The organism is Eubacterium sp. AM05-23 (assembly GCF_003477535.1).
Lineage (GTDB): Bacteria > Bacillota > Clostridia > Eubacteriales > Eubacteriaceae > Eubacterium > Eubacterium maltosivorans.
Window position 1 is genome coordinate 1 of the sequence record NZ_QUDF01000022.1, and the last position, 14,567, is coordinate 14,567.

Below are 14,567 nucleotides of genomic sequence, written 5' to 3' on the forward strand. Positions count from 1 at the left end.
TTTGTCTTAAATTTTTAACTTTTTGGACAATTTTTCTTGACATTCACAAAAAAAAGAACACGATGGATACTCGTGTTCAGAGTGCAGACAAACCTTAAAAGCAAGCGATAAAGCGTTAAAAAGAGGCCTTTGAATTGAGAATGGAAAATTGAAAATGGAGAATTACAGGAACAAAATGCCGTTGCATTTTGATGAGATGCGGCCGCAGGCCGCCAGCTTAATCGCTTGAGCTAACCGCGAAAGCGTACCAAAATTTTCCATTACCCATTGTCAATTCTCCATTCATATTGCCCAACCTTTATCTCCGCATCATACAATCGCCTTTTTCTTCTGTCAAAACAGCCCCGCCCTTAAAACATACTCATAAAGCTCATCTGGTTGGAGTCCGGCAGACTGTTCAGGCAGCCGAACTGCTCGAGCTTTTCGATGTTGGATTTATTGACCTTGGCGCGGGTCTGCAGATCCTCTTTGGAGATAAAGGGCCGTTTCTGAGCTTCCTCGTAAATCTGCATTGCCGCCTTGTCCCCCAGTCCGTCAATGGCGTTAAGCGGTGGCAGCAGCTCGTTGCCAACGATTTTAAACTCGCTGTAGTGGGACTCGTAGACATCCACATTTTTAAAGCCAAAGCCACGGCAGTACATTTCAAGCGCCAGCTCCAGCGAGGTCAGAAGCTGCTGGTCCTTATTGCTGGCCTTGTTGCCCTGGGCGCGGATTTCCGCCAATGTTTTTTTGACCGTCTCCTTACCGTTGGTCATCTTTTCCAGATTAAATTCCTTGGCCCGGATACTGAAGTAGGTCGCGTAGTAGGCCAGTGGATAGTAAACCTTGTAGTAAGCGATACGGAAGGCCATCATAACATAAGCTGCCGCGTGGGCTTTAGGGAACATGTACTTGATCTTTTTACAGGAATCAATGTACCAGGCCGGCACATTGTTTTCCTTCATATAGGCTTCCTCTTCATCTGTCAGGCCCTTCCCCTTACGGACATGCTCCATAATACTGAAGGACTCCTTGGGCGCCAGTCCCATTGAGATGAGGCCAAGCATAATATCGTCACGGGTACAGATAACATCCTTGATGGTCGCGGTTCCAGAACGCACAAGGTCCTGAGCGTTGTTGGTCCAGACGTCTGTCCCGTGGGATAAGCCGGAAATACGGATCAGGTCCGAAAAGGCCGTGGGCTTGGTGTCCAGCACCATCTGGCGGACAAAGTTGGTCCCAAACTCTGGAATCCCGCAGGTTCCAAGAGGAATGTCAAAATCATCTTCCTTCAGGTCCAGGGCGCTGGTTCCTGTGAACAGGCTGATGACCTTTTCGTCGTCCAGCGGAATCTCCTGCGGGTCGAGGCCTGTGATATCCTTGAGCATGCGGAGCATGGTCGGGTCATCATGGCCCAGAATATCGAGCTTCAGGAGACGCCCGGAAATGGAGTGGTAATCGAAATGGGTCGTCATGGTGCCGCATTCCCGGTCATCAGCCGGGTACTGGATCGGCGTAAAGTCATAGATATCCTTATCCTTTGGCACAACCATAACCCCGCCGGGGTGCTGGCCTGTGGTACGCTTAACGCCGGCGCAGCCCTCAATCACACGTTCCATCTCTGCTCGCGGCGCGGTGACACCATTTTCATCAAAGAAATTTTTCACATAGCCAAAGGCTGTCTTATCCGCCAGTGTTGCAATGGTTCCGGCGCGGTAGACCTTGCCCTCGCCAAAGAGCACCTCTGTGTAATGGTGCGCCTCTGGCTGGTTTTCGCCTGAGAAGTTAAGGTCAATATCCGGCTCCTTGTCGCCCTCAAATCCAAGGAAGGTTTCAAAGGGAATATCAAAGCCGTCCTTATTCATGGGATGGCCACATTCCGGGCAATCGGCGTTGGGAAGGTCAGGCCCCACCCCTACCTTTGTGCTGTCAAAGAACTCATAATGCTTGCAGTTCGGGCAGACATAGTGAGGCGCCAGTGAGTTAACCTCTGTGATCCCACACAACATGGCAACCAGCGACGATCCGACCGACCCTCTGGAACCAACCAGATAGCCATCCTCCAGGGAATGGTGCACCAGCTTCTGGGCGATCAGGTACAGGACCGAGTAGCCGTTGCCGATAATGGAGTCCAGCTCGCGCTTCACGCGCTGCTCCACAATGTCTGGCAGCGGGTCACCGTACATCTCATGGGCCTTTTTATAAACCATATCCCGGATCTCATCATCCGAGCCCTCAATGATGGGCGGGAAGGTGCCGTCAGGTATGGGCTTCACGTCGTCAAACAGTTCCGCCACCCTGCGCGGATTGGTAACCACCAGCTCATAGGCGGTCTGCGGGTCCACATAGGTGAATTCATCCAGCATTTCCTGGGTCGAGCGGTAGTAGAGCGGCGGCTGCTCATGGGAATCCTTGTAGCCCTGTCCGGCCTGCAGAATCTCTCTGAAATAAGCGTCGCTGGGGTCCACAAAATGGACGTCCCCGGTGGCGACCACCAGCTTGCCCTTTTCCCGCCCAAGCTCAATGATTCGCCTGTTAACATCAGCCAGCTCTTCCATGGAGTGCACGGTCTCATTCCGAAGGAGATATTCATTATTTCCCAGAGGCTGTACCTCAAAATAATCATAAAAATCAGCGATTTCATCCAGACGGTTCTTGGGCACATTCTTCAGCACTGCCTTGTAGAGCTCCCCGGCCTCACATGCGCTGCCGATGATCAGATTTTCCCGGTGGGCTGCCAGCAGGGATTTCGGTATCCTGGGCCTTCTGTAAAAATAATTGATGTGCGCCTCGGAAACCAGCTTGTACAGGTCCTTCAGCCCCGCCTGATTTTTGGCGTAAATAATAATATGGTAGGTATCGCCGGATTTTATGATCTGCTCTACGTCCATCAGGCCGTTGAGCCCGGCCACCTCATCCACATCCTGTTTCTGGGCCAGCTCCATGAGCTTGACGAAAATCTTCGCCGAGCACACCGAGTCGTCCAGAGCACGGTGGTGGTGTCCCATATCTACCTTAAAATAACTCGCCAGCTTTTTGAGGTTATGCTTGTTGATGGTTGGAATCAGCGTCCTGGACATGGCGAGTGTGTCAATATAGGTGATATTGTTCTCCAGATGGTGCGCATTAAGCGCAATCTCCATAAAGCCCATATCAAATTTTGCGTTGTGAGCCACCAGAATGAGATCGCCGCAAAATTCATGAAAGGCCCTGACCGCCACCTCTTCTTCCTCTCCGGCTTCTACCATCTGGTTGGTAATCCCAGTAAGGTTGGTGATAAACGGCGGAATGGGGCGGTGTGGGTTGACGATCTTGGAGAAGGTATCCACGATATGCTTGTTTTTAATCTTGACCGCTGCGATCTCGATGATATTGTCCTTGCCTGGGATCAGGCCAGTGGTCTCAAGGTCGAAGAAAACAAATTCGCCTTCAAAGCTTTCGTTCTGTTCCCCGGTTACAATATACTGGTCATCGTCCACCAGATAGCCCTCGACGCCGTACAGCACCTTGATGCCGTATTTTTTGCTCAGGGACATCATTTCAGGGTAAGCCTGAAGCACGCCGTGGTCAGTGATACCGATGGCGTCATGACCAAAATCATTGGCCTGCTTCATAATTTTAGCCACCTTGCTCACCGCGTCCATGGAGCTGTACTGGCTGTGAAGGTGAAGCTCGACACGTTTTTCCTCTGCGTTGTCACGCCTTACCGGCGCTGCGGCCACCTCCATATTTTTAGGTGTCAGCACCTTTTCGTGGGAGTACTCATCATAATTGATATTGCCCTCAACCTTAAACCAGCGGTCCTTTTTCAGATTTTCCTTGATCATGCCCACATTCTTCTTCCGGGCGAAAATCTTACAGGAGACACTGCCGTGTTCATCGGTAATGTTAAAGGTAAAAAGGGTCGTTTTATCAGTAATTTCCCTGGAATCAATGCCAAAGACCCGGCCGCTGACCACGATGTTGGTGCTGTCAAGCACCGCGCCGGTACTAAAGTCAATTTCTCCCATGGACTGGGCCGGACGCTTGATTCTGTCCCCCATAACCACTTCGCCAACGCCCAGCACTCGGGCTTCCTCCTCTTTGCCGTCCTTTTTACCGGACGCGCCGCTACCTGCCTTGGCCGGCGGGGTATCCTTTATAACTTTTAAGCGCTTATTGAGCGCATCCTCTTTCTTTTTGGCCAGCGCGTCATAATCCACATTTTCCATAAGCTTGTGGACTGACTGCTTCGTCCCGGTTTCTTTATTTCCCTCATCCTCTGGCGAGATAATAACGCTCAGACTCTTGGTATAATCAAAAATATCCACGAGCTCTCTCTGGACTGAGATGCTGTCACATTCAGGAATTCGGGTTTTAAAGGTAAAAACCAGCTCCTGGCTCGCAGAATTCACCTCGACACGCTGGGGCTTAAGCCCATATTTTTTAATGAGTTCTTCCAAATCATTTTGTTTGTGTATAATCGGATTCAAGGCGTCCACCTACATTCTTTTGATTTCTTCCATCAGGGCATCGATGATTTCGTCCTCTGCCACTGTTTTAAAAATTTCCCCTTTTTTAAAAAGAACCCCTTTTCCTTTTCCACCGGCAATGCCGATATCCGCTTCCTTTCCCTCTCCCGGGCCATTGACCACGCAGCCCATCACCGCGACCTTCAAGTCCTTTTTCACATGCACAAGCCGGCGGTTCATTTCCTCCGCGATGCCGATCAGGTCAATCTCTGTGCGTCCGCAGGTCGGACATGAGACAACCTCCACCATGCCTTCTCCGCTCTGGTACATGCCAATGGACTTTAAAATATCCCTGGCCACATAGATTTCATCCACCGGATTGCCCGTGATGGATACCCGGATCGTATCCCCGATACCATTTAACAGCATATAGCCAATGCCAATGCCCGATTTAACCGCCGATGTCCGCAGGACGCCGGCCTCCGTAATGCCCAGATGCACTGGATAATCGTATTTCTCAGAAAAAAGTGTGTAAGCGTCAATGGTAAAACGCACATCCGACGCCTTCATGGATACGACAATGTTGTTAAAATCCAGCTCCTCGAGATAAGCGATATGTTTTTCAGCGCTTTCCACCATGGCTTCCGGTGTGGGGTGCCCGTACTTTTCAAGCAGCTCCTTTTCCAAAGAGCCCGCGTTCACCCCGATACGGATAGAAATATTGGCCGCTTTGGCCGCTTCCACCACCAGACGCACCTTCTCCTTATCCCCGATATTCCCAGGGTTAATCCGGAGCTTGTCCACGCCTCCCTTAATGGCCTCCAGCGCCAGCTCATAATTAAAATGGATATCTGCCACCAGTGGAATGGATATCTGTTTTTTTATGTCTGCGATGGCTCTGGCTGCCTCCAGATCCGGCACAGCCACCCGCACGATGTCGCAGCCGGCAGCCTCCAGATCCTTTATCTGGCGCACCGTCGCCTGAACATCTCTCGTGTCTGTATTGGTCATGGACTGGATCAGTATGGGATGATCTCCCCCGATCATACGGTCTCCGATGGGTACCTCTCTGGTTTTATGACGTCGTATTTCCATATTTTTCACCTTACTTATTAATATTTTCAAAATTAAAAGCCCCAATTCACTGCTGCTTCATTGGGGCAAAACGTATCCTTGATTTTAGTTGATAATTGAGCGTTGATAGTGGATCGTTTTTGAACCCTTTTTCTGACGAAAAAACGAGTTAAACAGCGGCACAGGCCGCTATCTAATCAAATGTGCAGCGCGCATTTGCACCAAAACTTTCCACTTTCCATTTTCAACTACAAGAGCTGCTCTCTAAATCTTTTCCTCTCAGCAAACAACGATATCCAACTGAATCCTCAGCCGATTATCCGCATCACGTCATTCACCGCAATGACCACAGCCAAAAGCATCAGGGCCATAAAACCGATGTAATTGATCATGTTTGCTTTTTTAGGATCAAGATCCCGTCCAACCAGCTTTTCGATAATGATAATCATAATCTGTCCACCGTCAAGCGCCGGAAGCGGCAGTAAATTGATAACGCCCAAATTGACTGAAATTAAAGCCGTAAAAGACATCAGCGCAATGATTCCATACTGGAAAAAGTCGTGCACCATGCTGACCATACCGATAGGGCCTGCCACATCGTTCATCCCCACCTGTCCGGTCACCAGCATATAGAGGCTCTGGTAGATGGTGATCCCAAATTTGCCTGTAGTTTCCAGGCCAAGGCCTAAGGCCTGTAAAATATTGGCTCCTTTAAACAGATAAATCAGCACCAGCAGCACAAAGGCGAACACGATGTTCATGGCCGCGCCAGCCACTAAAATGATAAAGCGCTGTCCCTTTGTCTTGTTGGAGAAGCTTCTGGGATCATCCGGGTCGATCGGTTCCCGAACCTCAGCGTCCTCTGCCGCTGTGTCCTCATCCGACTCACCAGTATCGCCCTCTCCTCGCATTTTGCAGAAGCCGCCCAGCGGCAGCGCCCGAATCGAAAACTGGGTTTCCTTTCCCTGCTTTGAATAAACCAGCGGACCCATGCCAATGGAAAATTCCTCGACGAAAACGCCAACCTTTCTGGCGGCGATAAAATGGCCCCATTCGTGAACCACTACCAGTATGGATAAAATAAGCAGTGTCAGCAGAACCATCAACACATTTGTTAATATAGTCATAATTTTAATACCTCACGCAAGTCCAGCGGTGTAGGTTGCGAAAATATAAACAAGGGGAATGATAAAAAGAATGCTGTCAAAGCGGTCTAAAATGCCGCCGTGTCCAGGCAGTATCTTTCCAAAATCCTTAATGCCCATCTTACGTTTAATCATGGAGGCTGTCAAATCGCCGCACTGGCCCGCAATGGAGCCCACAAAGCCGACCGCCGCATATAAATAAACCGGCAGATCCATCTGAAAGCCAAATTTCATGATGACGCCGTAAAGCACCATGCAGACAGCCGAGGTAATCAAACCGCCAACGGCTCCGGCAATGGTCTTTTTAGGGCTTATCTCCGGCGCCAGCTTTGTTTTACCGATGGCGCGCCCGACAAAATAGGCCGCCGTATCGGTCGAAAACGCAATGACAAAAACCATCCACATATAGTAGATGCCCAGCTTAATATTTTCAAACATCATCAGATAACCAAACAGCACTGGAATGTAAATCAATCCAAAAAACGTTATAATCCCGCGGTAAATATCTGTTTTTCCATTTAATATTTCAAAACAGAATACAATGATCATGACGACCATGAGCGTCGGCACCAGCGAATAGTAGTCCAGCTTCATGGATACCAGAATAATCACACTCAAAATCTCAACAAAGGGCAGGCTGATCTTGTTCTCAAGCTGCCGGTTAAAGGCGCCTGAAAATTCAATCAAAGCAACTCCAGAAAGCACGAGACAGGCCACAAAGAGAAAGTAACCACCCAGATAGAGCAAACCGAAAAGAACAGGCAATCCAACAACTGCCGTCAATACTCTCTTTTGCATCTCAACCTCCCGCCTAAGCCGTGCCGAAGCGTCTGTTTCTCTGCTGATAAGCCTCTATCAGCTTATAAAAGGCGTCGTCGTCAAAATCCGGCCACCAGATATCATCAAAGAAAAACTCCGTGTAAGCGTTCTGCCAGAGCAGAAAATTGCTGAGACGGCTTTCTCCGCCGGTCCGGATCATAATATCCGGGTCCGGCAGATCTCTTGTATACAAGTGGGCTGAGATCATCTCCTCAGTCACATCCTCCGGCGCTGTCCCTTCCGCCATAATTTCCCTGACCGCGTGCACAATTTCATCCCGTCCGCCATAATTTAAAGCGACGTTTAAAATCAAACCGTCATTGTCCTTTGTCAGAGACTCCGCGTTAGCCGCTGATTTCTGAACATCCTTCGGCAGACGGCTCTTTTCACCGATGATCCGAACCTTCACATGGTTGCGGTGCAGCTCTGCGATTTCCTTCATAAAATATTCGACAGCGATCCGCATTAGCCCGTCGACCTCTTCCTGACTGCGCTTCCAGTTTTCTGTAGAAAAAGCGTACACTGTCAGTATTTTTATTCCCATATCAGAGGCCAGGTGCACCGTATTATGCAATGCCTTCATCCCGGCATTATGGCCAAACAGCCTTGGTTTTCTGCGCTGTTTGGCCCAACGCCCATTGCCGTCCATAATAATGGCAACGTGCACCGGCATATTTTCTTCTGATATATTATAGTCTTCTATTCCCATGTCACACCTCATTCATTGTATCTTGTAACATTATAATCTATTTGAGCTCTTTTGTAAATTAACACTTCGGACAGATTAATAATTTATCTTTTGTTTAAGCTTCAAAATAAAGTTTACATTCAATACCCATTACCCATGTAGAACAAACCTTATTATATTAATGTTATACTTAATAAAAAATATGTTATTTTTTATCCAAGAGCCCTTTACATTTTTCGTAAAACGTGCTATATTATATAATATAATTCTCATTTTCACACATTTCCCAAAGGCCTCTGGTATTGTACCAGGGGTTTTTACTTTATCGGACATTAAAAAAATGCCCCGAGAGGCATTCTTTTACCTGCTAAAAAATAGGACCGTTTAAATGCAGACCGCATTCTTCGTTTTCACAAACCCAGTCTTTTCCATTGCCATTTACTTTAGCGCCACATACCGGACAAATGCCGACACCGCCTTTAGGCCAGGTGAACTCAGTAAGCTCCATTTCCAGAAATTCGGTTGGCGCATCCTCACCCTGTACCTTGACAAATTTTAAAATCGGCTTCTTTCCTAACATATTAAGCATCTCCTCACTAAACAAATTTATAAGCTAAGTGTAGCATAAACCCCATAGCGATTAAAGATAAAATGTAAGCGTATTATGTGTTTTTTTTACCAATGCGCTTAAACAGGGACTTTCAGGCTTTCATTTCTTCTCATAAACGGAAATCCGTTTATTTTCCGTTTATGACCATTTCCTCAAGCTGTTTTAAATTATTGCTAGAGCTTTTAACAAAATATTCACTAACCATTTGAGGCACCTTTTGTTTATCCTCTTCAAAGACGCTTAAATAGGTATTATAGATTAATTTCACATCCGTATGCCCGAGTATTTGAGCCGCTGTTTTGGCATCAATCTTATTTGTACGAATCATCATAGTTGTAAAAGTATGACGATACTTATGTGGCGAATAATATGGAATGCCTTTTTTCTTTGAAAAAAGTTTTAACTGATCTGTAATATTTCGTGGCGTTTGAATTTTACCGTGGACAGACACAAAAATATACTTTTCCGTATTTAGTTTCTTAGTTTTTTCTTTTCGCCGTTTTTGATTAAAATCATGTAACTGCAAAAGTCGGTCCAAAACAAATCTCGGTGCATAAACGATACGGTTTGAAGTGGGAGTTTTAGGTGGATTGATCGAATACTTTGGCTCAAACTTACTAAAATCTTCAGGAATTTCAGGGCTGAGTGAGTAGGCTTTATAAATTTTGATACTGTTATTTTTCAAATTAATATCATCTACTGAAACACCGAGAAGCTCACTAATTCTTAAACCTGTAAACAACAGGGAAACGATGACTGTATGAAGCTCCAAATCGTTTTGTGTTAATGCCATCAATTTTTGACAATCCTCAATTGGTATTGCCTCGATCTTTTTTATTAGTTTATTGTTAATCGGAATACGCGGCTTTCTTTTTCCTTGTAAGGGATTGTTCTCAATGTAGCCACGGTCAACAGCATATTCCATTGTTTCATTAATCTGATATAATTCATTTTTAGCTGAATTTACACAAATTCCATCTTTTGAGTTCCCAAAACCATGCACTCGTTTTTTTAGATATTGTTCAACTAAAGAAGTCGTAATTTCGTCCAGTGTATAATCCTTAAAAAATTTTTTTAGACTTACAAATCTTATCTGATAAGTACCCAAGGTACTATCAGTAACATACCCTCTTTTACAATCGTTCATAAAATCAATCATAACGTCAATAAACTTTAGGTGAGATTCTGGTTTTTGAGATTGCAAAGTCTGGTTTTGAAGTCTGACAATTTCATTGTTTAATGAAGCATAATATCGATAAACGGCTTCATCTCTCAACCGAATGGCTACTTCTTTATCCTTCGCAGTTTTAGAAAATCTTAAAGGTTTACCATCACTCTTTTTTCCTATCTGTATTGTTGCTTCCCATGAACCGTTTTTTTTCTGCCTTACGCACCCCTCACCCTTTGGTGCACGTTTATAATTCAAAGTACTATTTAGCATTTACAAACCTCTGATTCCTAACCATCTGCCTTCATTTTACTTGAAAAGAACAAGGTTGTAAAATCTGCGTTGTCGGAACTGTTAACGACCATATAACTAAGTTAAGAGGAGTTATCCCCTTGCGTTTCTGTGTGAAATAAAATGAAGGTAAAATTGATTCGTAAATTAAACGTCTTGCATTTTCTTTTGCTATTCCAAAAAAGTCCTGTAGATCTGTAGTCGTTAAAACTTCTTTTCCATATTTATGATTAATTCTATTTGCTTCTAAATACAACAGATCTTTATCTACATAAAATATGCTGTTGCTTTCATTTTTATTATTAATCAAATTCATATTTTTATTATTGCTAATTAAGTTTATTTTTTTCTGATTATCTTGGATAGCTTGAATAATTTTTTTCATATCTCTTTGTTCTTGCATATTAACTGATAAGTGATTCACACTATTTCTCCTGATTAATAAAGTTAACCTGTATTAGTGATATAATTGCAGACTAACTGTTATGTAATTCCGGTTTGCCATGCACCACCGGCGGGGCATTATCTGAATAAGGTTTTTGGTGAGAAAACCACGAAAGTAAAGCGAATCCCTCTTCCTCCACTCCTTATCACAAGAAGTACAGCACGTAACCGTCGCATTGCCCTTTCTCCAGCGTCATTGCGAAAAATCTACCACGATTTTTTTATAGACATGGTTTATCGACAAGCGCCCATTCTAGCGTCGCTCCATGCCGGATCAAGGGGTTTACCCAGATAATCTTCATTCAATTTTCAAAGACCAACCTCAAGACTTTTTCTTTCTTATTTCGTCTTTCACTATTATTACAAATTTAAAAGAGTGTTTTGCCAATTTCTTAATTTTTTGTGTGTTATTTTTCATACATAAATCTTGGTTGAAAGGGGTGATTGAACACTTAATCTATTCGGAATGCTAGTATTTTTATGATTAATTTTGTTTCCAGACGCCGACGCATATCCTCATCAATCATGTAATGTTGATTTCCTTGTTCATCATAAATCATATGGCAGGATAACTTATTGATATACCTTGCATAAAAAGATAAAACATCATGGACCGCTTTGGCATCTCCATTAACGGCTGATTCAATCGTGCTGAAAGGAAGTATACGCTCAGGAATCTTATTCTCAAATTTATTCATATACTACCTCTTCCATTTTTCCTTTCAAGATTCCCAATGCTTTTGTTCGATGGTATTGAACAATGCTACGAGAAACATTCATTTCATCTGCTATCGCCTGGTCGGTCATATCTAAAACATATGAAGCTAAGATAATGTTTCTTTTAAACGGAGGCAGTTCAAACAAAGCTTTACTAATGTTATCGGCATTTATATAAATCATATCTCCAAAAACACAAAATAAATACTGATTTGTTAAATATTCATCTTGAATAAATAACTGCGATTTTTCTTTTTCAGTTAGTTCTGAAAAAAAAACCAGATTATTTTGTTTTCTTTTGTTTTCATTTGAAATATTAATGGCTTCATTTTTTAAAACCTTTTTACAATAGCTATCAAATGTATGCTGTATTCTTTTTTCATTATCATTAGTATCTTTATTTTTCATATTCCTCTTTCCTTACTATAAAATAAATCCACTCAATCTCCCCTTTCACTATTACTACAAAAATTGATCGTTTATCTGCCAATTTCTTAAGAAAAAAGAGCTAAAAATGAATAAAATCATTTTTAGCTCTTTTTATCATTACCTTATCTTTATTAACACTATATTTTCTACTTTTAATTGAACAAATTAAATAGATTGATTGCTATGTGTTTTTCTCTAATAAAATTAGAGTTTCAAAAAATAGTCACTACAACAAACTTTGCTGTCAATTCATATCTTCTTTCTTCATGTTTTTGTGCACTATATTGATATTAAAAAAACAAAAATATTAAGATTTTAATCTCTACTAAGACTCCGCCGCATTCAAATACCGTTTTGAGTAAATGCTATACCATTGTAGAATGAGAATCCGCCTGATAGCGCAACAGCGCCTTGACAGTATTTTCCTGAATCTCCTGAACCATTTCGTCAAACATCGCAAAACCTTCCTTAGTGTACTCTTTTACCGGATCGTTTTGCCCATAGCCTCTTAAACCAATCCCCTGCTTTGACTGATCCATATTGTCAATATGGTCCATCCATGCCATATCAACTACCTTTAAAAGAATCTCACGTTCAATCTGGTCTCGCTTTTCACTTCCGAGTACAGCTGAAAGCTGTTCCAGATGTTCACTAAAGAGCTGTCCTATTTTTTCCTCCAGCATTTCCCGTCTTTCAAGTTCATTAACAAAATCAAAATCAATCCCCGGGAAGAAGTTTTTTTCAAGAGCATCCTTCACACCTTCGATATCCCAGTTATCAGTGATCGGATCACTCAAAAAAATATCCAGTACAGCTTCAAAAATACGCTGACCCATAGAAAGGATCTGTTCATGTATATCTTCACCATCCAGAACCTGCTGACGTTGCTTATAAATAATCTCACGCTGCCGGTTCATCACATTATCATATTTCAAAACATTTTTTCGGTCATCAAAATTCTTGCTCTCCATTTTTCTCTGGGCGTTTTCAATTCCCTTTGTCAGCATTTTGCTGGTAATCACCTCACCCTCCTGAAGGTCAATGACCTGGCTCAGCTTTTTACTCCGCTCATCCCCGAATATTCTCAGCAACGGGTCCTCAAGGGATAAATAAAACCGGGACTCTCCAGGATCACCCTGCCTTCCGGAACGTCCTCTCAGCTGATTGTCAATCCGCCTGCTCTCGTGTCTTTCGGTTCCAATAACATACAAACCGCCAAGAGCCTGGACACCTTCCCCCAAACTAATGTCCGTACCTCGTCCGGCCATATTGGTCGAGATCGTTACCGCACCAAGCTGACCGGCCTTTGAAATAATTTCAGCCTCTTGCTCATGATATTTGGCATTCAACACAGTGTGTTCAATTCCCTCGCTGTGAAGATAGCCACTGAGCTCCTCTGATTTTTCAATAGACACTGTGCCAATCAGGACAGGCTGTCCCTTCTCATAACACTTTCTTATATCCTCAGTCACTGCCTTGAATTTTGCCGTTTCAGTCGCGTATATTGCATCCTCATGATCCACCCGGATCATCGGCTTATTAGTGGGGATCGTAACCACGTTTAAATTGTAAATAGATGAAAATTCATCCTCCTCCGTTTTAGCGGTCCCTGTCATTCCTGCCAGTTTATCAAACATACGAAAATAATTCTGAAACGTGATCGTGGCAATGGTCTGTGTTTCTGCATTGACCTGCACATTTTCCTTCGCCTCAATGGCTTGATGCAGTCCATCCGAAAAACGGCGTCCCGGCATGGTACGCCCTGTAAATTCATCCACAATCACCACTTCACCGTCAGCCACAATATAGTCCTTGTCCAGCTGCATCATTTTATGTGCGTAAAGGGCTTTGTTGATACAGTGAAAAAGCTCCATATTGACAATATCCGCAATGTTATCAACGCTGAAAAACATCTCTGCCCGTCGAATTCCTTTTTCCGTCAGCTGTACAGATTTCAGCTTTTCATCCTTTTCATAATCCTCTTCCTTCAACATTTTAACAAAGCGGTTCGCCAGACGGTAGAGCTTACTCTCAGGCCCGCCCGGTCCCGCAATAATAAGAGGCGTTCTCGCTTCGTCGATCAATACGCTGTCCACCTCGTCGATAATAGCATAGTGGAGACTGCGTTGAACCTGGCCGTCAAGGCTCAGAGCCATGTTATCTCTCAAATAATCAAATCCAAACTCATTATTTGTGCCATAAACCACATCAGACGCATAGGCTGCTTTCTTTTCCTCAGGAGATTGTCCGCTGACCACAAGACCGACCTTCAAGCCTAAAAATTCATGAATTTTGCCCATAAGCTCCCGGTCACGCTTTGCCAGATAGTCATTGACCGTCACAACAAAAACGCCCTTTCCCTCCAAGGCGTTGAGGTAAGTTGGCAAAGCGGCCACCAGAGTCTTTCCTTCACCGGTCTTCATCTCTGCGATATTTCCCTCATGCAGTACCAGACCGCCGACCAGCTGAACAGGAAAGGGCTTAAGGCCAATAGACCGGTAAGCCGCCTCTCTGACAACTGCAAAGGCCTCCACAATTAAATGATCCAGCGTTTCTCCATTCCGAAGCCTGTCCCGGAACACAGCTGTTTTATCCTTTAGCGCACGGTCGCTAAGCACCGCAACCTCACTTTCAAGCGCGAGTATCCGTTCCACTGTTTTATGAAGCCTTTTTACATCACGCCTGGATGGGTCAAAAATCTGATTTAAAGCTGTCAAAATACTTCTCCTTTGTTATCTCTATAGATTCTGCT

Annotated in this window: 11 protein-coding genes; all 11 read right to left on the reverse strand. The window is 44.1% G+C overall.

Features of this window, described 5'->3' with window-relative positions; all coding sequences use genetic code 11:
• Positions 1-350 precede the first annotated feature (350 nt).
• Entirely contained in the window at positions 351-4,460 is a 4,110-nt protein-coding gene (locus tag DW091_RS19395) for a PolC-type DNA polymerase III (protein WP_118519049.1), read from the reverse strand.
• Positions 4,461-5,525, reverse strand: coding sequence for a flavodoxin-dependent (E)-4-hydroxy-3-methylbut-2-enyl-diphosphate synthase (gene ispG, locus DW091_RS19400; RefSeq protein WP_058695006.1), 1,065 nt, complete (start codon positions 5,523-5,525; stop codon positions 4,461-4,463).
• 287 nt (positions 5,526-5,812) lie between these two features.
• Positions 5,813-6,631, reverse strand: coding sequence for a site-2 protease family protein (locus tag DW091_RS19405; protein WP_058695007.1), 819 nt, complete (start codon positions 6,629-6,631; stop codon positions 5,813-5,815).
• 12 nt (positions 6,632-6,643) lie between these two features.
• On the reverse strand, positions 6,644-7,447 hold the full coding sequence (locus tag DW091_RS19410; protein ID WP_058695008.1) for a phosphatidate cytidylyltransferase: 804 nt from the start codon (positions 7,445-7,447) through the stop codon (positions 6,644-6,646).
• Between the two features lie 13 nt (positions 7,448-7,460).
• Positions 7,461-8,177, reverse strand: coding sequence for an isoprenyl transferase (locus DW091_RS19415; RefSeq protein WP_074616128.1), 717 nt, complete (start codon positions 8,175-8,177; stop codon positions 7,461-7,463).
• Positions 8,178-8,523: 346 nt separating this feature from the next.
• Positions 8,524-8,736, reverse strand: coding sequence for a hypothetical protein (locus DW091_RS19420; protein WP_074616129.1), 213 nt, complete (start codon positions 8,734-8,736; stop codon positions 8,524-8,526).
• 157 nt (positions 8,737-8,893) lie between these two features.
• Complete coding sequence (locus tag DW091_RS19425; protein ID WP_118519050.1) at positions 8,894-10,207, reverse strand: site-specific integrase; 1,314 nt, start codon at positions 10,205-10,207, stop codon at positions 8,894-8,896.
• 31 nt (positions 10,208-10,238) lie between these two features.
• Entirely contained in the window at positions 10,239-10,649 is a 411-nt protein-coding gene (locus DW091_RS19430; protein ID WP_118519051.1) for a hypothetical protein, read from the reverse strand.
• Between the two features lie 472 nt (positions 10,650-11,121).
• The gene (locus tag DW091_RS19435; protein ID WP_118519052.1) at positions 11,122-11,367 is read right to left on the reverse strand and encodes a helix-turn-helix domain-containing protein; all 246 of its coding nucleotides are present in this window, start codon (positions 11,365-11,367) and stop codon (positions 11,122-11,124) included.
• Positions 11,360-11,794, reverse strand: coding sequence for a sigma factor-like helix-turn-helix DNA-binding protein (locus DW091_RS19440; protein ID WP_118519053.1), 435 nt, complete (start codon positions 11,792-11,794; stop codon positions 11,360-11,362). The genes DW091_RS19435 and DW091_RS19440 overlap by 8 nt, the downstream gene beginning before the upstream one ends.
• Before the next feature lie 386 nt (positions 11,795-12,180).
• Positions 12,181-14,532, reverse strand: a complete 2,352-nt coding sequence (gene secA / locus DW091_RS19445; protein ID WP_118519054.1) for a preprotein translocase subunit SecA — start codon at positions 14,530-14,532, stop codon at positions 12,181-12,183.
• Positions 14,533-14,567: the final 35 nt, after the last annotated feature.

What these genes read in the sequence shown, in the direction of transcription:
- ispG (WP_058695006.1), bottom strand. Translation starts at nt 5,525, where the DNA reads ATGGAAATACGACGTCATAAAACCAGAGAGGTACCCATCGGAGACCGT.
- DW091_RS19405 (WP_058695007.1), bottom strand. Translation starts at nt 6,631, where the DNA reads ATGACTATATTAACAAATGTGTTGATGGTTCTGCTGACACTGCTTATT.
- DW091_RS19410 (WP_058695008.1), bottom strand. Translation starts at nt 7,447, where the DNA reads ATGCAAAAGAGAGTATTGACGGCAGTTGTTGGATTGCCTGTTCTTTTC.
- DW091_RS19415 (WP_074616128.1), bottom strand. Translation starts at nt 8,177, where the DNA reads ATGGGAATAGAAGACTATAATATATCAGAAGAAAATATGCCGGTGCAC.
- DW091_RS19420 (WP_074616129.1), bottom strand. Translation starts at nt 8,736, where the DNA reads ATGTTAGGAAAGAAGCCGATTTTAAAATTTGTCAAGGTACAGGGTGAG.
- DW091_RS19425 (WP_118519050.1), bottom strand. Translation starts at nt 10,207, where the DNA reads ATGCTAAATAGTACTTTGAATTATAAACGTGCACCAAAGGGTGAGGGG.
- DW091_RS19435 (WP_118519052.1), bottom strand. Translation starts at nt 11,367, where the DNA reads ATGAATAAATTTGAGAATAAGATTCCTGAGCGTATACTTCCTTTCAGC.
- DW091_RS19440 (WP_118519053.1), bottom strand. Translation starts at nt 11,794, where the DNA reads ATGAAAAATAAAGATACTAATGATAATGAAAAAAGAATACAGCATACA.